We start from the raw sequence: 19260 nt of genomic DNA on the forward strand, positions 1-19260 counted from the left end.
GGTTTCCCGTCCACGCGTTCAAGCAGCGCGCGTAGGGTGGACATCGCATGCCCACCGGATGTGAATCAATCCCCCATCACCGTCACCACCACCGAGCGATGATGCTCGCCCGTGCGGTGCTCCCACAGGAAGATACCCTGCCACGTGCCGAGCAGCAGCTTGCCGCCGCCGACGGGCACCGTGATGCCGGTCGAAGTCAGCATGCTGCGCGCGTGGGCCGCCATGTCGTCCGGGCCCTCGGTGTCGTGGCGGTAGGCCGGATCGCCGTCGGGGACCAGGCGGCGCAGGATGGTTTCCAGGTCGTGGCGCACGTCCGGGTCCGCGTTTTCCGTGATCAGGAGCGAGCAGCTGGTGTGCTGGACGAAGACGTGGGCCAGGCCGCACTGCACGCCGGACTCGGCAACGGCCTTCGCCACCGCGTCGGTGATGTTGCGGCTGCTGCGGCCGAAGATGGAAAACGCGAGGGTGGTCTGGTGAGGCATGGGAACTCCTGTGTCGGGTCATCCATGTTAGCGCGTCCGCCGGCGGTTTTGTCACTACCTTATGGAGTGTGATTACAAAGAAATACAAATGCCGAACAGATATGCACAGGGCTCTGGGTTAATGTTGGTCGTTTTCTTATAAACACTAAACATTTCCCTAGGATGATCATGAAACTGAAGTTCCCCCTCGTCGCCGCATTCGCCGCCATCCTGAGCCTGAGCGCTTGCGGAGGCGGTGGTGACGGCGATTCGTCGAGCGGTGTCGTCGTCGCCAACCCGGCGGCGCTGACCATCACCAATACCGTCGTCGGCACCGGTGCCGAGGCCGTGACGGGCAAGACCGCGACCGTGACCTACACCGGCTGGCTGTACAGCGCCACGGCCGCCGATCACAAGGGCAACAAGTTCGACAGCGGCACGTTCCCCTTTACCGTGGGCGCCGGCGCCGTCATCAAGGGCTTCGACCAAGGCGTGCAGGGCATGAAGGTGGGCGGCAAGCGCACCGTGCTGATCCCGTCGAGCCTGGCGTATGGAGCCGCTGGCCAGAATGGAATTCCGCCGAACGCCGGCCTGGTCTTCGACATCGAACTGAGCGCCGTCAAGTAAATCCAGGGTGATATGCCAGACGGAGCCCGCCGGGCTCCGTTTTTTTTCGTGGCGGGTTGCCACGACAATAGTTGTACAATAGTAATATCGACACCGGAGAGTAGCATGCACGCCAAACGCCTGACCCTGATTGCCATTGCAGCCATCGCGGCAGGCTATACCCTGTTGTCGAGCGCCGGCTCGGCCATCGACGTGCCGCGCAGGCAGGCGCCCGCAACGGTGGCAAGGGACGAACTGGCCCGCTTCGACATCGCTTCCAGGCTGAAACCCTTGCCGCTGGCGCTGGCCGGCCTGGACTTCGAGCCGGTCGACCTGGCCGGCACGCCGCTGGCCGCGTTGACGAGCCTGGGCGGCATGGCCGAGGATGTCCAGGGCGAGCATGCGCGCCTGTACCGCAGCTTCCGCCTGCCGGACGGCCGTACGGTAACGCTGGTCGAACACGACATGGCGGCCGACGGCACGCGCGATCCGCACGATTCGACGGCGTCGCGAGAGCGCAGCGCAATGGACGCGCCGGAGCGCGTGAACGACCGGCCTGCGCGTCTGGACGTGCTGCACGGTAGCGCAGGCCGTGCCGTGTCGATCCTCAGCTGGCAGGAAGGGCAGCGCGATTACCAGTTGTGGATCGACGCCGCCGCGCAGGGCGAGGCGCGCCAGCAATTGTTCGCGCTGGCTGCCGCGCTGCCGACATCGGTGGCCGCGAAGCCGGATGCGCCGGCCGTGCCGGCCACGCCCGCCACGTAAGCAAGCGCCCGCTTCAGCCGATATTGCTGCCGCGCAGGCGGCTGATGTCCGTATCGTCGCCCAGGTTGCCGGCACGCGGGTCGGTGCTGGACCCGGCGCCGCTGCCCAGGTCCGCGCCGGCGCCCATGCCCGTACCGCCCGCATGGCCCGCGCCCATCGACCCGGTGCCGGCCCCGACGCCCGCACCGCCGACCATCCCGCCCATCCCCACGTTCGAGCCCGGTCCCATGCTGGGGCCGGCGTTGCGGTTCGGATCGGTGCCGTAGAAGGTATGGATCTGGTTGGCCCACTGCACGTCGGACATGTCGGGCCAGGCATCCTTGTCGAAGCCCGGGGCATTCTTCAGGCGTTCCTTGGCGACATTCAGCACGAAGCGCTTGTTGGCGGTGTCCAGGTGCAGCGCCTGCCAGGGCACGGCGAACAGTTTCTCGCCCATGCCGAGGAAGCCGCCGAACGCCAGCACGGCGTAGGCGACCTGGCCGGTCTGCATGTCCAGCATGATTTCCTTGATGTCGCCCAGGTCTTCGTCGCTGGCATTGACCACGTCTTCGCCGAGCAGGGTGTCGGCCCCCATCAGCGCCGGGCCGGGGCCTGCGCTGCCGCTTTGTTTGTACATGCCGTATTTGTCGCGATCCGCATAGCTCATGAAAGGTCTCCTGTCGTTTGCCGTTTGAATGGATGGGCCGCCTTGTGCGGCGACCCGCCAAGGGTAAATAGCGCAGGAGCCATCCATTTGAGATGGATCAACTGTGCAATCGTCGCTGCTTATGCGAAATGCCGCACAGAATCATCCATGCGGTGTGGCTATTCTGCTAATAAAAATTGGAGAACGAATATGCCCATTACCCCGCGTTGCAACTATGCCGGTTCGCTCGGCAGCCCGATCCGGACCCGCTCACTGGCCTCGATGCTCGTGTCCGCCCTAAGGGAACTGCTGCGCCGCTGAAGCGGCGCAGCGCACGCGCACGGTCAGGGCCAACCGGCGCCGCCGGTCACGCCATAGATCTGGCCGGTGGTAAAGCTCGATTCCGCCGCCGCCAGGATCACGTAGGCGCCCGCCAGCTCGCCCGGCTGGCCGGGGCGCTTCATCAGCGATTCCGAACCGAATTTCTCCAGTCCTTCCTGGCTCTGGCCGCCCGTCACCTGCAGCGGCGTCCACACGGGGCCCGGCGCCACCGCATTCACGCGGATACCCTTGTCGCCCAGCTGCTTGGCCAGCGCCTTCGTGAAGGCGACCTGGGCCGCCTTGGTCGAGGCATAGGCCAGCAGGTTGGGCGAAGGTTCGTAGGCCTGCACCGAGGCGGTGACGATGATCGCGCTGCCCGGCTGCATGTGCGGCACGGCCGCCTTGACGATCCAGAACATCGCGTACAGATTGGTCTTGAAGTGCTGGTCCATCTCGGCCGTGCTCAGGTCGAGGATCGATTCGATCGATTGCTGGCGCGCGGCATTGCTGACCAGGATGTCGAGGCCGCCCAGCTGCTTGACGGCGTCCGCCACCAGGCGCTTGCAGAAGGCCTCGTCGCGGATGTCGCCGGGAATCAGCACCGCCTTGCGGCCGGCCTTGCGGATCAGGTCGGCCACGTCGCGCGCATCCGGTTCCTCGTGCGGCAGGTAGTTGATGGCCACGTCGGCGCCTTCGCGGGCATAGGCGATGGCGGCGGCGCGGCCCATGCCGGAGTCGCCGCCCGTGATCAGGGCGCGGCGCCCGGTCAGCTTGCCGCTGCCCTTGTAGCTGGTTTCGCCGTGGTCGGGCGGGGGAATCATCTTGCTGGCCAGGCCCGGCCATTCCTGTTTCTGGCGCTGGAACGGCGGCTTCGGATAGTTGGGCGGCGTCAGCGGGCGTCCCGTCGATGCGGACGCTTGTCCGCCGCCCTGCGATTGGGCCAGCGCCGGCGCGGCCAGGCCGGCGGCGACGGTGCCGACGAAGCGGCGGCGCGAAGGTTGGAGGTGGTCGTTGCCGTGGTCGTTGCCGGGCTTGTCGTTCTGCGAATCCATCGGGTGCGCTCCTGGTGATCGGTTAGTAATTGAACAAAATACTAGACCCGATTGGCATGGGGGCGCGTTCGGTAGACGGCTGGAAATAGGAACGCAGCGATATGAGAACGTCGCCCCCGCGCAGGCGGGGGCCCAATTTCGTTGCGCAGCCGGTTTGCGTGCAAAATTGGGTCCCTGCCTGCGCAGGGACGACGGTTTGACGGCTAAGTCTATTCTCGATTAATCCAGATCCGACGCGTCGTGGCGCTCCAGCACCTGCTCTTCCGGCTTGCCGCGCACGCGGTTGACGCGGCGGCCGCGCTGGACGGCCGGGCGGGCCAGCACTTCGTCGGCCCAGCGGCGCACCTGCTGGTACTGGTGGACGGACAGGAATTCGCCGGCATCGTACAGCTCGCCCAGCACGAGGGCGCCGTACCACGGCCAGATCGCCATGTCGGCGATGGTGTACTCGTCGCCGGCGACGAAGCGGCGCTCGGCCAGCAGGCGGTCCAGCACGTCGAGCTGGCGCTTGGTTTCCATCGCATAGCGGTTGATCGGGTATTCCAGCTTTTCCGGCGCGTAGGCGTAGAAGTGGCCGAAGCCGCCGCCGACGAACGGAGCGGAACCCATCTGCCACATCAGCCAGTTGAAGGTCTCGGTGCGCGCGACGAGGTCCTTGGGCAGGAAGGCGCCGAACTTCTCGGCCAGGTAGACGAGGATCGAGCCCGATTCGAACACGCGCACGGGCGCCTCGCCGCTGCGGTCGAGCATGGCCGGGATCTTCGAGTTCGGGTTGATGTGGACGAAGCCGCTGCCGAACTGCGCGCCTTCGTTGATCTTGATGAGCCAGGCGTCGTATTCGGCGCCCGCGTGGCCGGCCGCGAGCAGCTCCTCGAGCATGATCGTGACCTTCTGCCCGTTCGGCGTGCCCAGCGAATACAGTTGCAGCGGATGCTTGCCGACCGGGAGTTCGAGCTCGTGGGTCTGGCCCGCGATCGGGCGGTTGATGCTGGCGAACGCGCCGCCGGACTGGGTCGCGGGCGACCAGACCTTGGGCGGGACGTAGGGGGCGAACGGGTTGTTACTGTTGGACATTCCGATGACTCCTTCTGTGCAATGGTATCGAAACGTCCATGATGCCGGAAAAGCCACGTTCATGCAGCCGCGGATCGCGTTTCACGGATCGGGAACAGATCAGGAGATCAGTTTCAATCCCGGCGGCAAGGCATCGCCGAACATGCGCGTCGCCGCGGCCTGGTCGAGTTCCACCACTTCGCGCACCATCCCGCTCCACGACGGCGGCGCGCCAGCGGCGGCCAGGCGGCGCAGCACTTCCTCGCGCAGCGCTTCGTCGATGTCGTGCGAGCGGTCGCCCGTCCTGCGCGCGATGTGGGCGGCAGCGAAGCCGGCCGGCTCGATGCGCCGCCAGTCCAGCGTCAGCAGCTCGCCCAGCCAGCGCGCGGCGCTGTCCGCCGGCGCCACCTCGTGCGCGCTGCCGTGCAGCGAGCGGCGCGTGCCTACCCGCGCCAGCGCCCATAGGTAGCGCGCATAGGTGGCCGCCGCCTTCGGGTCCGGCCTGGCGGCGGGCGGGATGGCCATGATCCGCCCGGTCATCCAGTCGCCGATCTCTGCCTTGTAGGCGGCGGGGATGCGTTCCAGCGACGCGCCCAGGCGCAGCATGTCGTCCTCGCTGCCGTCGACCAGCGTGGCCGGACGGCGCGCGCGGTCCTCGGGTTCGGCCTGCAGGTTGAAGGCAAAATCGTCGAGCAGGCGCAATTGCATCTCCGTCGACAGGCCGCCGGCCACGCGCCGCCACAGCGTCCACCATTCGGCGCGCACCTGGCTGTCCTTGATGTATTGCGCGCCCGTCTCGAACAGGGGCCACAATTGCTCGATGCGCCAGCCGTCGAGCGGATCGCCGAAGCCGGGGCGCAGGCACCAGCCGGCCAGGTTCAGCCACACGCGTTCATGCTCGGCCGACCTGCGCCGGCCCTTCGCGCGTTCCATCAGCGCGTCGAACAGGCGGCGCAGCAGCGGCGTGTCCCAGCGTTCGCGTCCGCCCAGCAGGTGTTCCAGGCTGCCGCGCAGCTGGCGCACTTCGCGCGCCTCCACCTGCTCCTTGCGCGATCCGAAGATGCGGTCGACAAGCTTGATCGCGTCGCCAATCTGCGGCGGCAGCGGGGCGCTTTCCCGGGCATCGTCGGCACCGTCCTCGCCTTCCTGGCCGCGCAGCTGGAACGCGAGCTGCCAGCGTTGATGGCTGCCGTCCTGCGCCACGCACTGGATGTCCAGCGTGCCGAGCTCGGACAGGCAGGCGGCCAGCTGCACGGGGATCTCCGCCTTGGTACCGCCCGCGCGCAGCACGGTGGCCAGCGGCGGCAGGCGCACGATGTCCTGCGGCTCCAGGTCGACAAGGTCGCCCGCGCGCGGCGCTTGTCCGCCCGGATCGGCCACGCTGGAGGCGAGGTGGAAGCGCACGGGCCGTCCGAGGCGCAGCGCGAAGGTGCGCCCGGCCAGCAGGATCTCCGCGCCGGCGCGCGCGCCGCGCGGCAGCAGGCAGACGGCGCGGCCGTCGTCCAGCAGCAGGTAGTAGTTGCGCGCCGAGCCGCTCTCGATGGCCGGGGCGGCGCCCGCCTGCGCCAGCGAATAGGCGACGGCGCCGCGTGCCACGGCCACGTCCGGATCGCGGTTGTGCAGCACGCGCACGGGCGCGCCGCGCCAGCCGGACAGCACGTCGGCCAGGCGCTGGGCCAGCACGCCGGCATTGAACACGCCGCCGTTCAACAGCAGCGTATCCGGCACCGGCAGGGTGCCGTCGTCGGCACTGACCTCATCGACGCCGAGGGCTGCGCGCGCGGCCGCCGCATGCTGGCGCAAAAAGCCGGCCAAGTGGCGCGTGACGGCCGGGTCGCTCGCATACGGCAGGCCGAATTCGACGATGCCGGCGCGGGCGCGCTGCGGCCCTTCCTGGCCGGGGTTCAGGGGGAAGAAGCCGTCGACGACGATGCGCTCGACTTCTTCGCGTGTGAGCAGGGCCGAGCGGCTGGCGCCGACCAGGCGCGCGCCGCCGCCCAGCAGCGTGACGTTCACCTGGTCCGGGGCATCCGCGGCCAGCAACTGTTCCTTGGCGGCGCGGCAGCGCTCCGTCAGCTGGGCCAGGCGGCCCGCGGACAAACGCTGGCCGTCGGTCGCCAAGCGTGATTCGGCCAGGTGGGCCAAGGCGAGATCCATATTGTCGCCGCCCAGGATCAGGTGGTTGCCCACGCCGATGCGCGTCAGTTGCGGCATGCCGTCGACCAGTTCGACCTTCACGAGGCTGAAGTCGGTGGTGCCGCCACCCACGTCCGCCACCAGCACCAGGCGCGCATCCTGCAAGTCGGCGGCCAGCGTGGCGCGGTGGCGCTGCAGCCAGTCGTACAGGGCGGCCTGCGGCTCTTCCAGCAGGCGCAGCCGCGGCAGGCCGGCCAGATGGGCCGCCTCGACGGTGAGGGCGCGCGCGCCTTCGTCGAAGGACGCGGGAATGGTGAGGACGATCTGCTGGTCTTCCAGCGGACGATCGGGATAGTGGTGGTTCCAGGCGGCGCGCAGGTGCGCCAGGTAGCTGGCGCTGGCGGCCAGTGGGGAAATCTTCGGGACGTCGTCGGACGCGCCCCAGGGCAGGATCGGCGCCGTGCGGTCGACGCCGTGGTGCGACAGCCAGCTCTTGGCGGAAGCCACCAGGCGCCCCGGCGACTGGGCGCCGAGCAGGCGCGCCAGCCGTCCCAGCGCGGCATGCTCGTCCGATGGCCACGGCAGTTGCAGCTCGCCCGGCGCCAGCTCGCCGTCCAGCACGTGGTAGCGCACGGACGGCAGCAGCGGCGCGGCCGCCACTTCGCCGGGCGCCACCAGCTGCGCGATGGCGAAGGTCTCGATCGCGCCGTCGGGCAGCGCGTGGGCGAGCACCGTATTGGTGGTGCCCAGGTCGATCCCGACCGGGGCCGGGCCGGCTGTCGCGCGCGTGGTCACTGGCCTTCGCTGCGGACGTCGAACTCGACCTTCCAGCGCTGGCCGTCACGGGCGACGGCCACCAGTTCCAGCGTACCGGCTTCCGTCGCCAGCGCGTGCAGCCTGACCTGCACGACGTCGCCCGGCGTACGGCCTTCGGCCGGCAGCGTGGCCTGGATCTCGTTCAGTTCCTGCAGCTCGTCCGGGGTCCAGGACGGCAGCACGTCGCCGATCCGGTCCTGGCGGCGGATGGTGGAGCCGAAGAAGCGGAAGTGCACCGGCTCGCCGACGACCAGGCCGAATTCCTGGCCCGGCAATTCCAGCTCGCTGCCTTCCTCCATGCCGAACGGCGCCACGCACAATGCTTCCAGCGGCGGTTCGAAGCCGGGGATCGCGGGCATCGACGATTCCATGCCCACGTAGTAGGAGCGGGCCGTGCCGCCGCGGATGCGCACGCCGCCGCCGCGGCGCGCGTAGCCGTAGTAGGCGGCGCCGCGCGCTACGGCCAGGTCGAGGTCGGCGCCGTCGAGCATGCGCGCCGGTTCCGCGCCTTCCATGTACAGCCAGTCGTTGATGGTGTCCATCACGCGCTGCGACAGGATCTCCGACTTGAACACGCCGCCGTTGAACAGCACGGCGCTCGGGTGCAGGAAGGTGTGCTCCGGATTCACGTTGCCGCTGAAGCCTTCCAGCTCCGCGGTGGCGCCGGCCTGGCGCGCCAGGAAGGCGGCCAGGTGGCGCGTGACGGCGGCGTCCTGGGCATACGGCAGGCCGACCTGCGTCAGGCCCGCGCGGGTGCGCACGGCCGGACGGGCGGACGCTTCCACGCGCGGGAAGAAGCCGTCGGTGATGAAGGACGTGACTTCGTCGCGCGTGAGCTCCGTGCGGATCGAGCCGCCGATCAGCTTCGAGCCGCGGCTCGGCACGACGATCGGCCAGGCGCTCGCATTGGCGTCGGCGAGCAGGTGTTCCTTGGCGCCGCGGCAGGCGTAGGTGAGGGCGCGCATCTGCCAGGCGTCGAGCTGGGTGCCGTTGGCCTGCAGCTTGCGCGCGACCAGGTGCGCCAGCGCGAGGTCCATATTGTCGCCGCCCAGCAGGATGTGGTCGCCGACGGCCACGCGGTGCGGTTCCAGGTGGCCGTCGCGTTCGAGGATGGCGATCAGCGAGAAGTCGCTGGTGCCGCCGCCCACGTCCACGACCAGCACGATGTCGCCGGCCTTGACCTGCTTCCTCCAGCGGCCTTCGCTGCCCTGTATCCAGCTGTACAGCGCGGCCTGCGGTTCTTCCAGCAGCGTGGGGCTGCCGTAGCCCGCGTTGCGGGCCGCTTCCGCCGTCAGTTCGCGCGCGGCCGGGTCGAACGACGCGGGAATCGTCACGGTGACGGCCTGCTGCTCGAACGGCGCCTCCGGATGCGCGGCGTTCCACGCGGCCTTCAGGTGCTCGAGGTAGCGGGTGGAGGCCGTCAGCGGGGACACGCGCTCGACTTCCTCCGGCGCGTCGGTCGGCAGGATGGCGGCGCGGCGGTCCACGCTCGGGTGGCTCAGCCAGCTCTTGGCCGAGGACACGAGGCGGATCGGCGTGCCGGCGCCGCGGCTCCTCGCCATTTCACCCACGACGGGCGCGGCCGCGCCGTTGGTCCAGGGCAGGGCCAGTTCGCCGGCCGGCATCTCGTCCGGGTGCGGCAGGTACATGAAGGAAGGCAGCAGCGGCAGTGCCTCGACGGTGCCCGGAGCGCTCAGTTGCGGGACGGGCAGCACGCCCTGGTCGGCCTTTTCTCCGTCGCTGGCCTGCAGGTCGACGTAGGAGAGGGCGCTGTGGGTGGTGCCCAGGTCGATGCCGATGGCATAGCGTGCGGTGTTCTCGTTGGTGCTCACAGTTCCACCTCCGCGGGGGCGACGATGCTGGCGTCGTGCTTGTCGGCCAGCTGCGGCAGGCGCACGTCGGAGGCGCGCCAGCCGCGGTGGTTCAGGGTGCCGCTGAACGGCGCCTTGCCGACCACGTTGCCGGTCAGGCGCACGCTGGCGGCGTCGAAGCCTTCCTGCAACGTGACGCGCGCGCCTTCGTTCTCGGCGCGGACCGGCTCGATGGTGAAGTGCTCGCGCAGCACGCGCGCGCAGCCTTCGTGCACGACGCGGGCGGCCGCGCCGATGTCGGCATCCGCATAGGCGGCGATGTCTTCGTTGGCGAAGTCGATCAGGCGCGCCTCGCGCTGCAGGAGGCCCAGCAGCTGCAGGGCGGATTCCGGGGTGTTCACGCGCAGCGGGGCGGCAGCGGGCGTGGGCGCCGGCGCCGGTGCGGGCGCCGGGGTGGGCGCAACGGGTGCGGCGATGGGGCCGACTTGGTCGTCGCGCACGCGCGCGGCGAACTCGGCGTCGCCCAGGGTCTTGAAGAAGGCGCCGAAGGCGAGGGACAGCCGGCTCCAGAAGCCGGGCAGGTTGGTCGGGTGGCTCATGTTCTTGTGGTATCCGTGTTGAGGCTTGCTTGCAGGCAGCAGCTCGATGGGCTGCGTCCTTGAAAGCGCGAATGATACCAGTTAGACAGGAGGCGGATGAACACCCCCATGTCGCCGAGGCCGGGTTGGGACAGGGACGCCGTCCCGGCGCGGGCGGGGAGCCGGGTGCGACGGCTGCCACGGATGGTGGCTCCCGCCGTCGCCAGGGCGGCGGATCAGGGTGGAAGCAGGTAAATGGGATTGCCTAAGAGCATTAACTTTCCTTCCCGGTCGCGCACCTCGACCCGCACCGTATGCCGCCGTCCGTCCGCTACCCAGTCGAACGCCAGCGCCTGGTCGTCGTCCGCGAGGGGCGTATCCGGCAACAGCTTGCGGGACATGCCGTCGACCAGCACGGCCGCCTGCATGCCGGCCGCGTGACGCACCCGTATGCCGAAGCGCACCGTCGTCCCTGCCGCCGCTGCCAGTGCGTCGCCCATGATGGCTCGCTTGCCGCCGGCCTGCGCCTCCAGTTCCAGCATCCGTTCGCGCGTGCCCTGCACATCGACGAACACGTGCCCGGCACGGATGGCATCCAGGATCGCCGTGTGCGACAGCGCGGTCGCGTACACCACCGTCGTTGGCGACGCGATGCCCTGGGCCGGATCGGCTGCGTCGGCATGGTGGTTGTCGCTGCCGCCGATCGCGGTCGGACGCAGGCCGCGGTCGAGCGCCGCCTGCCAGAACGGGATGCCGGAGAACGAGGTGTCGGCGTCGCGGCCGTTGACGGCTTCGATCGCCTGCACGCGCGCCAGCGCGTCCAGGTCTTCCCAGCCGCAACCCATGCAATCCTCGCCGGACGGGCGCACCGGATGGTTGACGGCGACCAGGCCGCGTGCCGGCACGTCGCGCAGCAAGGCGCTCCAGTCGCGGCTGCCCCGCACGACGCGGAAGTCGAGCGGCGCGAGCGTGCCGAACAGGTTAGCGTGGCCCTGGAAGCCCGTCACTTCGCGGCCCGGCAGCAGCAGCATGCGCGGGAAATAAGGCTGCAGCTCGCGCACGGCCGCGGCGTGCGAGACCGTGTTGTGCTCGGTGATGGCGACGAAGTCGAGGCCGCGCCGGTCCGCCGCCTGCGCGGTCAGGAACAGCGGGCAGGGAACGGGCGCGCCGCCGCCCTGCGGGGCGCAGGAGCCGTCGCTGTGGCCCGTGTGGCTGTGCAGGTCGCCGCGGTACCAGCCGGGAGCCGTGTTCAGCGGTGGCGCCAGCACGGGCGGCTCGTCGGCCGCGTCGAGCGTACGCGCGAACCAGACGCGCGCCGTGTAGTCGGCATGCGCGTCGCGGCGCAGGTTGGGCACGCCCAGCAGCAGCGACCAGGTGCCGGCGCGCGTGGGCGTGGGCAGGTAGGACGGCGTCGCGTCCACGGCGCTGACCGTGAACACGTGCTTGTTGCCGCCGCTCCAGCCGACCACGGCGCCATCCGGGCCGAGCAGGCCCAGGTCGATCACGCTGCGCTGCTCCTTGCCGTCGTACGCGAAGTCGACGGTGAGGCGCTGGACGCCGGCCGGCACCGCGAACGGCACCGTGCGGTAGGTCTGGTGGTCGGCGCCCGTCAGGCGCCCGCGCAGCACCAGGTCGGGCTGCTCGGCCGCATGGACTAGGCCGGCCGCGCACATCAGGATCGCGAACAGGATGCGCATGTCAGAAGTCGTATTTCACGGCGAAGCGCACCGTGCGGCCCAGTACCGGACGCGCGATGAAGCTGTTGGCGCCCGCGTCGGCGCTCTGCAGCTCGCCCGCGCGCGGATTGCCTTCCGTAAGGCCCAGCGAATCGTTGACGTTGTCGACGTACAGGTAGGTGGTCCAGCGGTCCGACACGCGGTAGCGCGCCGACAGGTTGACCACGCGGTAGGCCGGCAGCACGACGCTGTTGGCCGAGTCGACGAAGCGCTTGCCCTCGTATTCCCAGGAGGCCTGCAGGCGCAGCGTGTCGCCCAGCAGGTTCAGGCCCGGCACCAGGCGCGCGCTGACCTTCGGCACGCGGATCAGCTGGTTGTCCGTGTAGTCGCGCAGCACCGGCAGGTTGTTGACCTTGTCCGTATACGACAGGTCCTTGTAGCGCGGCTGCTGCAGCGTCAGGTTGAAGCCCAGGTCGGCCCAGGGCGATGGTTTCAGCTTGCCTTCCAGTTCCAGGCCGTAGGTCTTCGTCGATGCGTAGCCGGTCTGGGTGACGACCTGCGTGTTATTCAGCGAGAACACGTTGTTGGTGTAGCTGACGTTGTCGTACTTCGAGTAGAAGAATGTCGGGTACAGCTCCAGCATGGCGCCCCGGTACTTGTAGCCTACCTCGGCCAGGTCCATGGTCTGTATCACCGGCACGGCGGTGGGGCTGGTGATGTAGGTGCTCAGGTTCGGCAGGCGGAACGCGCTGGTCCAGCGGCCGAACAGGCCGGCGTTGCCGGCCAGCTGGTAGTTGGCGCCCAGCGTCCAGCCCAGCTTGTGGAAGGTATGGTCGTAGCGATCGAACACGCCGCTGCCGGTGCGGATCTTCGAGGTGGCGAAGGTGCCCAGGTCGACGTAGGTCGGGCGCTCGGTCCAGCCCCTGGTTTGCACCTGTTCCCAGCGCAGGCCGCCGTCCAGGCGCAGGCGCTGGTCGACCTGCCATTCGTCGGCGAGGTACAGGGCATTGGTGGTCGACTTGCCGCTGGCATGCTCCCACTCGTAGCCGTAGCTGTAGATGCCATGGTCGGTGAGGGTGCCGAGCGGCTTGCCGGCGGCGTCGCTGGCGACGAGGTCCAGCAGGGGCGCCTGGCTTTGCGCGCCCAGCAGCACGCTCGAGGAATAGCGGTCGAAGTCCTGCTTGAAGTGGGCGAAGTAGTAGCCGGCGGTGAGGTCGTGGCGCTGGCCGGCCAGGTCGAGGCGGCGCGTGACGCGGGTGTCGTTGATGAATTCGTCGACCGGCAGCGTGATGCCGCGCAGGCCGCCCACGACCATCAGCCCGTTGCCGCCGGGGTAGGCGGTGCCGGGGCGGTTCGCGTACTGCAGCGACAGGCCGGTCGCGCCCGGGAGGCGCGCCAACAGCGACTGCGAGGATGCCAGGAATGCGGAGATGCTTTGCAGCTGGTTCGCGAATACCCCGTTGCGCTGGGTATCGGTGCTGGACCAGCGCAGCGATTCGTTCAGCTTCCAGTCGGTGCCGAGGTCCTTCTGCAGGTTGAAGCTGGCCTGGGTGCGCTTGACGTGGGTGCCTTCGCCGTTGTCAAAGTGGTAGGTGCCGCCGTCGCCCATCTTCATGTCGAGGTTGCGGGTGTCGGGACCCGCGATGGTGCCGTGGTGGGCGTCGAAGCCGGGCACGCCGCGGATCTCGCCGTCGTCGTAGCTGCGCATCGGGATCCCGAGGTAAAGAGCGACGCGGTCGTCCAGGTGCTTGAGGTCGAAGGTCATGCGGCCGCCCTGGATGTCCTTCGACAGCTTCAGGCGCACCTGGCCGCCGTCGTTGGCGCGGAATCCCGGCGAGCGCACGCCCTTGTCGATGCGGTAGAAGCCGCCGATGCCGGCGCGCCAGCCATCGCCCAGCGGCGTGGCGTACCAGAAGTCGGCGCGGTGCAGGCGCGAACTGCCGATCGTGTACTTGACCGTGCCGCCCGGCGTGTCCGGCAGTTCGCGCGACAGGAAGTTGATGGCCCCGGCCGGGGCATTCGTATAGAAGACGGAGGAGGGGCCGCCGCGCACCACCTCGATGCGGTCGATCGTTTCGTCGATGCGGAAGGACTGGTCGGCGTTGAGGTAGCCGAGCGAAGGATCGTGCTGGACCGGAATGCCGTCTTCCAGCAGCGTGACGGAACCGTAGCCGTCGACGGGGATGCCGCGTGCGCGAATGTTGCCGGAAGCTTCTCCGCCCGAGGATTCGACCCAGAAGCCCGGCACCGATTTCATCGCCTCCGTCACCGACGTAGGCGCTTGCATGCGCAGGCTTTCTTCGTCGATCGTGGTGATGGAATAGCTGGCCTTGACCTTGCTGCGCCTGGTCGCGGTGCCGGTGACGACGACGGTGTCGGCCGGCGCGATGGCGTCGTTGCCCGTTGCCGGGGCCTCTTGCGCGTGCAGGGGCAGGGCGGCGATGGCAAGTGCGGTGGCGCCGCCGCCGAAGGCGAGGCGCAGGGCTTGCTGGATGATGGTGGACTTCATGGGGGGCTCCATTCGTAATACCAGTTAGGGTAAGTGGTATGGTCGGCCTGGGTAGGCGCGAATGGGGCCGGAGATTAGCGCGGCAATATGACGAGGGCGTTACGCGGGCGGGATGGCCCGCGTGTTTAGCGGATACTGGTAGGGTTTTGGTATGGTCAGGAAGGTTCGGGCGCGCCGGCTCCTGCGCTGCCGTCCCGCTCGGCGCCGGCCAGCAGCGCCCGCGCATACGCCTCGAAATCATCCAGCCCGCGCTTGATGATGGTCACGAGGGCCGGCAGCGGCGCATCCTGCAAGTCCCATTCGGCGCGGCAGAATTCGCCCGTGCGCTTGAGGTCCTCGGCCAGCGCCGGGGCGATCCAGCCGTGCTCGGCCAGCAGGGTGATGACTTCGCGCTCGTCCATGGCCGGGCCGAGGTCGCTGTTCGCCAGCACATAGTCGCCCATCTCGACCGCCGCCTCCCAGGCGCGGATCACGTTCAGCGTGGCCGCGTCCTGGCGCGTGACGTCGCCCACGAAGGTGGTCGGGTCTTTTTCGTATTCGTCGCGGGCACGCTTGCAGCAGCGCTCGATGGTGCCCGTCTTGTGGATCAGCAGTTCGTCGTCCATGGTGGTCCCCTTTCGGGCGCTACGTTACAACAGGAACAACAAAGCTGCCGCACAGGTGGGCCCGAGTGCGCCCAGCAGCAGGCCGACGGCGCCGATCGATTCGTCGGCGAAGCCGCGCCGCAGCAGCGCCGCGCCGGCCGGGTTCGGCGCATTGGCGATCACCGTCAGGCCGCCGCCGCCGACCGCGCCGGCCACCAGCATGTATTTCTCGTGCTCGGACAGGCCCGTGATCAGGGACCCCAGGTAGGTCAGGGCGGCATTGTCCGTGATGGCCGTCAGGCCCAGCGCGCCGAAGAACAGCGCGGTCGCATCGAGGCTCGAGACCACGGGCTGCAGCCACCACTGCTGCATCCCGCCCAGCACCACGAGGCCGGCCAGGAAGAAGGCGACCAGCAGCGCTTCCTTCAGCACCAGCGGATCCTGGTAGCGCTGGTAGGCCTGCGTGAAGCCGAGGAACAGCAGGAACAGGCCGAGGAACAGCACCGGATGGTGGGCCAGCACCACCACGGCGGCGAGAAAACCCAGGTGGATCAGCGCGACCCACGGCGGCACCGGCACGGGCGATTCGCCTTCCACGGACACGTCGAGGGGACGCAGGTGCGGCCGCAGCAGCAGCGTGATCACGGTGGCGTTGAGCAGCACCGCGACCAGCGCGCGCCAGCCGATGTGGGTCAGCATGTGCATGCTGTCCCAGCCCCACGGCCCGGCCACCATCAGCACGGGCGGCGCGGCATAGGCGGTGAGGGTGCCGCCGATCGAGACGTTCACGAACAGCACGCCGAGCGCCCCGTACTTCCACTTCTCCGGCATGCCGGGCCGGAACACGGACGGCGCCAGCATCAGCGCCGCCAGCGTCATCGCGGCCGGTTCCGTGATCAGGGAGCCGGCCAGCGGCAGGAGGGCCAGGCCGAGCCAGGTCTGCGCGACCTCGGCACGCGCCGGCGCCAGGCGCGCCAGCAGGCGCACCAGCGCGCGCGCCGTCTCCAGCACGGGACGCGAGGCCGCGACCACCATCACGACGAACACGAACAGCGGCTCCGTGTAATGACGCGATTCGACATAGTCGACGGCGGCGGCACCGCCGTCGACGAAGGCCATGAACCCCACCAGCACGAAGGCCCAGAAGCCGAACACCACTTCCACCTCGCCCAGCAGGTGGAACAGGCCGGCATGGCGCGGACTGCGGTGCGCCAGCACTTCGAAGAAATGGGTGGAAAAGGTGTGGAGCAGGGCCAGCACGAACAGGACCAGGCCGATGGTTTGCATGGTCGTCGTCATCGGGAGCTTCCGTGCGGGGTGTGGATCGTCATCGTGATGCGGGGCTTGTGAAGTGAGCAGGCTCCATTATTTCATTTTTTGGCATGCGGGTCGGTTTCCTCCGTGCGTATTCATGCGGTGCCCAGGTGCGCGCGCAAGCCGGTCACGCCGGGCGCGACGCCGTCGGCCAGCAGGTGGCGGTCGGGATAGTCGCCGCCGTTCTGCGTGCGGTAGGGAATCGGCGCATCGCCGAACAGCGTGTGCATGCGCGCGGCCAGCGCCTCCTTGGCGGCTGCCACGCCGGCGGCGTCGATGCGGCCGGTGTCGTACACGGCATGCGTGGGCAGCACCTCCATGCCGGGGAAGAACAGGGTGCCGTGGGTGATCGGGAACAGCAGCTCGTCGAGCTGGCCGTTGATGCCGCGCGGCGCGTAGTCGCTGGCGGGACCGCCCATGGTCACCGACAGCATGGCGCGCTTGCCGGCCAGGCCGCCTTCGCCGTAGCGCCAGGTATTGCCGGCGTCCTTGTAGCCGTAGGCCAGGCCGTAGGCGAACACGCGCTCGATCCAGCCCTTCATGATGGCGGGCATGCCGAACCACCACAACGGGAACTGGAAGACGACGGCGTCGGCGGCGAGCAGCTTGGCCTGCTCGGCGCGGATGTCGTCCGGCTGCGTGCCGTTGCGGAAGGCGTGGCCCGATTCGTCGACGAAGGACAGGCGCGCGGGATCGAGGCGGTCCGGGAAGTCGCGTTCGTCGTAGGCGGCTTTCCATCCGAGCGCGTACAGGTCGGACTGCAGCACCTCGTGGCCCGCGCCGCGCAGGGCGTCGCGCGCGGCAGCGGCCAGTTGCGCGGTGAGGGAGGCGGGATCGGGATGGGCGTGGACGATCAGGACGGTCTTGGTGTGCATGGCATCTCCTTTGTGAAGCCATGATTGTCCGGGCGGCCGGCCAGCCTGGGAATGGCAGCCGGCTTTTGGGGTAGTATCCAAAAAATGGATATCAGCCGCATCGACTTCAACCTGCTGGCGACCCTGGAGGCGCTGCTGGCCGAGCGCAGCGTGCGCCGCGCCGCCGGGCGTCTCGGCCTGAGCCAGCCGGCCCTGAGCGCCCAGCTGGCGCGCCTGCGCACGATGTTCGGCGACCAGCTGTTCGTTCCCAGCCATCGCGGCATGACGCCCACGCCGCTGGCCCTGCAGCTGCAGGGGCCGCTGGGCGCCGCGCTGGCCCGCCTGCGCGAGGTCGTCACGTCCGCGCGCGTCTTCGATCCGGCCCGCGACGCGTTCACGGTGCGCATCGCCGCTTCCGACTACGTGCAGGCGGCACTGCTGCTCGACTTCGCGCTGGCCCTGCGGACGGAAGCGCCGGGCGTGCGGATCGCGCTGCTGGCCGCCGACGGTGCGCGCCTGGCGGGGCAGATGGAGCGGGGCGAGGTCGACCTGGCCGTGCTCACGCCCGAGAGCATCGCCGACACGCTGCGTTCGCGTCCGCTGTTCGAGGAACGCTATGTCTTCATCGCGCGCCGCGGCCACCCGGCGCTGCGCAGCAAGCTCGACCTGCCGCGCTTCTGCGCACTCGACCACGTGATGGTCTCGCCGCGCGGCGGCAGCTTCACGACGCCGGTCGACGACCTGCTGGATGCCATGGGCCTGCGGCGGCGCATGGTGTTGTCGGCATCGACGTTCCAGTCCGTGCTCGAGCTGGTCGAGCGTTCGGACCTGGTCGCCCTGGTGCCGGGCCGGCTGGCGGATGCGCGCGGAGGCCACTTGCGCGTGCTTGTGCCGCCTTTCGAGGTGCCCGGCTTTTCGATCCGCATGGCGTGGCACGACCGCGACCATGGCGATGCGGCGCAGCGCTGGGTGCGGGAGCGGCTGGCCGCCTATGCGGAGACGGCGCGGCGATAGCGCATCGCGACATTGCACCGCTCGTAGCGCGCACCGTAGCGGGCCATGATGCCGGCATCGTGCTGGAAACCCAGCTTCTCGTACAGGTGCACGGCGGCGGCGCACTTGGCGTTGCTGAGCAGGTAGAGCGGGTCGGCCCGCAGGGACATGGCGCGCGCGATGACGGCTTCCAGCAGGAACTCGCCGGCTTTCAAGCCCCGCGCCGATGCGCGCACGCCCATCTTGGTCAGCTCGAAGCTGGTGGGGCCGGTCTTCTGCAGCGCGCAGGTGCCGACGATGCCCAGTCCCCGGGCTTCGACGAACAGGATGACGCCGCCGGCATCGATGATTTTTTCGCGCGGATTCTCCAGCACCTCGCGGTCGGTGGCTTCGAGGCGGAACATCTCGGTGATCCACTCGGCATTGATGTCGTGAAAATGGACGGCGAGATCGTCGCTGTACTCGCGGATCCTGAGCGTGGCATGGTCCGGACGGGCGGCCAGCACGTCGATGGGTGTCGCGTCGAGTGCCGTTTCGATGGCGGCGATCTGCGCCATGAAGGCATCGCTGCGCTCGCCCAGCAGGGCGCGCACCGCATCGCCCACCTGCGGAAAGACGTGCAGCCGGGCGCGCGCCAGCACGGCGGTGCCTTGCGGCGTCAGCGAGATCGTGCGCTGGCGCTGGTCCTCGCCCTGTTGCGACTGGACCAGGCCCAGCTCGATCAACTGGCCGACGCCGCGCGTGATGCCGGGCTGGCTGACGCCGATGGCCTGTGCCAGTTGGCCGACCGTCAGCGGCTGCGCTTCCAGCGCCGTGAGCAGGGGCATGTGGGCCGGCTGCACCGGCAGGCCGGCATCCGCGGCGACCTTGGCGGCGCCGGCCTGCATGCGTTCGCCCAGGCGCTTCAGCCTGCTGCCCAGGAAAGTGGGGCCCAGTTCTCTCAACAGATCGGTCATCGCTTGTCCTCGCTAATTACATAACACGGTATATAACACTATATGAATTAAGTGCGCGAGCTGTCAAGAGCCTGCCGGTCGGCTACTTTGCATCCCGTTTTGCGGCATACCAAAAGATAAACCTTGCCAAAACCTGATGAAACTAGTACT

Annotated in this window: 16 protein-coding genes; 3 read left to right on the forward strand and 13 right to left on the reverse strand. The window is 69.0% G+C overall.

Features of this window, described 5'->3' with window-relative positions:
• Window positions 1-65: 65 nt before the first annotated feature.
• Window positions 66-482, reverse strand: coding sequence for a secondary thiamine-phosphate synthase enzyme YjbQ (locus QPK32_RS06535; protein WP_290411973.1), 417 nt, complete (start codon window positions 480-482; stop codon window positions 66-68).
• A gap of 168 nt (window positions 483-650) precedes the next feature.
• Here QPK32_RS06535 and QPK32_RS06540 point away from each other — a divergent pair, with 168 nt between their 5' ends.
• On the forward strand, window positions 651-1088 hold the full coding sequence (locus QPK32_RS06540) for an FKBP-type peptidyl-prolyl cis-trans isomerase (protein WP_290411974.1): 438 nt from the start codon (window positions 651-653) through the stop codon (window positions 1086-1088).
• Between the two features lie 105 nt (window positions 1089-1193).
• Window positions 1194-1832, forward strand: coding sequence for a hypothetical protein (locus QPK32_RS06545; RefSeq protein ID WP_290411975.1), 639 nt, complete (start codon window positions 1194-1196; stop codon window positions 1830-1832).
• Window positions 1833-1845: 13 nt separating this feature from the next.
• Here the strand turns inward: QPK32_RS06545 and QPK32_RS06550 are convergent, their stop codons facing one another.
• From QPK32_RS06550 to QPK32_RS06600, 11 genes are all read right to left on the reverse strand, one after another.
• Window positions 1846-2478, reverse strand: a complete 633-nt coding sequence (locus tag QPK32_RS06550; protein WP_290411976.1) for a PRC-barrel domain-containing protein — start codon at window positions 2476-2478, stop codon at window positions 1846-1848.
• A 323-nt stretch (window positions 2479-2801) separates the two neighbouring features.
• Window positions 2802-3830, reverse strand: coding sequence for an SDR family oxidoreductase (locus QPK32_RS06555; protein WP_290411977.1), 1029 nt, complete (start codon window positions 3828-3830; stop codon window positions 2802-2804).
• A 219-nt stretch (window positions 3831-4049) separates the two neighbouring features.
• Window positions 4050-4904: a glutathione-dependent disulfide-bond oxidoreductase gene (yghU, locus tag QPK32_RS06560; protein ID WP_290411978.1), complete on the reverse strand. Its 855-nt coding sequence runs from the start codon at window positions 4902-4904 to the stop codon at window positions 4050-4052.
• Between the two features lie 99 nt (window positions 4905-5003).
• Window positions 5004-7814: an Hsp70 family protein gene (locus QPK32_RS06565; protein ID WP_290411979.1), complete on the reverse strand. Its 2811-nt coding sequence runs from the start codon at window positions 7812-7814 to the stop codon at window positions 5004-5006.
• Window positions 7811-9667 carry an Hsp70 family protein gene (locus QPK32_RS06570; protein WP_290411980.1) on the reverse strand — a complete coding sequence of 619 codons (1857 nt, stop codon included), beginning with the start codon at window positions 9665-9667 and terminating at the stop codon, window positions 7811-7813. The genes QPK32_RS06565 and QPK32_RS06570 overlap by 4 nt, the downstream gene beginning before the upstream one ends.
• Window positions 9664-10245: a DUF2760 domain-containing protein gene (locus QPK32_RS06575; protein WP_290411981.1), complete on the reverse strand. Its 582-nt coding sequence runs from the start codon at window positions 10243-10245 to the stop codon at window positions 9664-9666. The genes QPK32_RS06570 and QPK32_RS06575 overlap by 4 nt, the downstream gene beginning before the upstream one ends.
• A 215-nt stretch (window positions 10246-10460) precedes the next feature.
• Window positions 10461-11921 (reverse strand): CehA/McbA family metallohydrolase, encoded by a 1461-nt coding sequence (locus QPK32_RS06580; protein WP_290411982.1) that lies wholly within the window; start codon window positions 11919-11921, stop codon window positions 10461-10463.
• Between the two features lies 1 nt (window position 11922).
• Complete coding sequence (locus QPK32_RS06585; RefSeq protein WP_290411983.1) at window positions 11923-14409, reverse strand: TonB-dependent receptor; 2487 nt, start codon at window positions 14407-14409, stop codon at window positions 11923-11925.
• A gap of 155 nt (window positions 14410-14564) precedes the next feature.
• Entirely contained in the window at window positions 14565-15014 is a 450-nt protein-coding gene (locus tag QPK32_RS06590; protein WP_290411984.1) for a DUF86 domain-containing protein, read from the reverse strand.
• A 24-nt stretch (window positions 15015-15038) separates the two neighbouring features.
• Entirely contained in the window at window positions 15039-16292 is a 1254-nt protein-coding gene (locus QPK32_RS06595) for a putative Na+/H+ antiporter (protein WP_290411985.1), read from the reverse strand.
• A 110-nt stretch (window positions 16293-16402) separates the two neighbouring features.
• A complete protein-coding gene (locus QPK32_RS06600; RefSeq protein WP_290411986.1) occupies window positions 16403-17182 on the reverse strand; it encodes an NAD(P)H-dependent oxidoreductase in 780 nt (259 codons plus the stop codon).
• 84 nt (window positions 17183-17266) lie between these two features.
• Here QPK32_RS06600 and QPK32_RS06605 point away from each other — a divergent pair, with 84 nt between their 5' ends.
• Window positions 17267-18175, forward strand: coding sequence for a LysR family transcriptional regulator (locus tag QPK32_RS06605; protein ID WP_290411987.1), 909 nt, complete (start codon window positions 17267-17269; stop codon window positions 18173-18175).
• Here QPK32_RS06605 and QPK32_RS06610 read toward each other — a convergent pair.
• Window positions 18151-19110 (reverse strand): GNAT family N-acetyltransferase, encoded by a 960-nt coding sequence (locus tag QPK32_RS06610; protein WP_290411988.1) that lies wholly within the window; start codon window positions 19108-19110, stop codon window positions 18151-18153. The genes QPK32_RS06605 and QPK32_RS06610 overlap by 25 nt on opposite strands.
• Window positions 19111-19260 lie beyond the last annotated feature (150 nt).

Origin of the sequence: Massilia sp. YIM B02763, assembly GCF_030412015.1 — a bacterium.
Classification (GTDB): Bacteria; Pseudomonadota; Gammaproteobacteria; order Burkholderiales; family Burkholderiaceae_D; genus Telluria.

Excerpts from the sequence above, each read along its gene's own strand:
- QPK32_RS06555 (WP_290411977.1), bottom strand. The coding sequence starts at position 3,830 with ATGGATTCGCAGAACGACAAGCCCGGCAACGACCACGGCAACGACCAC.
- QPK32_RS06575 (WP_290411981.1), bottom strand. The coding sequence starts at position 10,245 with ATGAGCCACCCGACCAACCTGCCCGGCTTCTGGAGCCGGCTGTCCCTC.
- QPK32_RS06580 (WP_290411982.1), bottom strand. The coding sequence starts at position 11,921 with ATGCGCATCCTGTTCGCGATCCTGATGTGCGCGGCCGGCCTAGTCCAT.
- QPK32_RS06540 (WP_290411974.1), top strand. The coding sequence starts at position 651 with ATGAAACTGAAGTTCCCCCTCGTCGCCGCATTCGCCGCCATCCTGAGC.
- QPK32_RS06595 (WP_290411985.1), bottom strand. The coding sequence starts at position 16,292 with ATGACGACGACCATGCAAACCATCGGCCTGGTCCTGTTCGTGCTGGCC.
- QPK32_RS06600 (WP_290411986.1), bottom strand. The coding sequence starts at position 17,182 with ATGCACACCAAGACCGTCCTGATCGTCCACGCCCATCCCGATCCCGCC.
- QPK32_RS06605 (WP_290411987.1), top strand. The coding sequence starts at position 17,267 with ATGGATATCAGCCGCATCGACTTCAACCTGCTGGCGACCCTGGAGGCG.
- QPK32_RS06590 (WP_290411984.1), bottom strand. The coding sequence starts at position 15,014 with ATGGACGACGAACTGCTGATCCACAAGACGGGCACCATCGAGCGCTGC.
- QPK32_RS06585 (WP_290411983.1), bottom strand. The coding sequence starts at position 14,409 with ATGAAGTCCACCATCATCCAGCAAGCCCTGCGCCTCGCCTTCGGCGGC.
- QPK32_RS06550 (WP_290411976.1), bottom strand. The coding sequence starts at position 2,478 with ATGAGCTATGCGGATCGCGACAAATACGGCATGTACAAACAAAGCGGC.
- QPK32_RS06545 (WP_290411975.1), top strand. The coding sequence starts at position 1,194 with ATGCACGCCAAACGCCTGACCCTGATTGCCATTGCAGCCATCGCGGCA.
- QPK32_RS06610 (WP_290411988.1), bottom strand. The coding sequence starts at position 19,110 with ATGACCGATCTGTTGAGAGAACTGGGCCCCACTTTCCTGGGCAGCAGG.
- QPK32_RS06535 (WP_290411973.1), bottom strand. The coding sequence starts at position 482 with ATGCCTCACCAGACCACCCTCGCGTTTTCCATCTTCGGCCGCAGCAGC.
- yghU (WP_290411978.1), bottom strand. The coding sequence starts at position 4,904 with ATGTCCAACAGTAACAACCCGTTCGCCCCCTACGTCCCGCCCAAGGTC.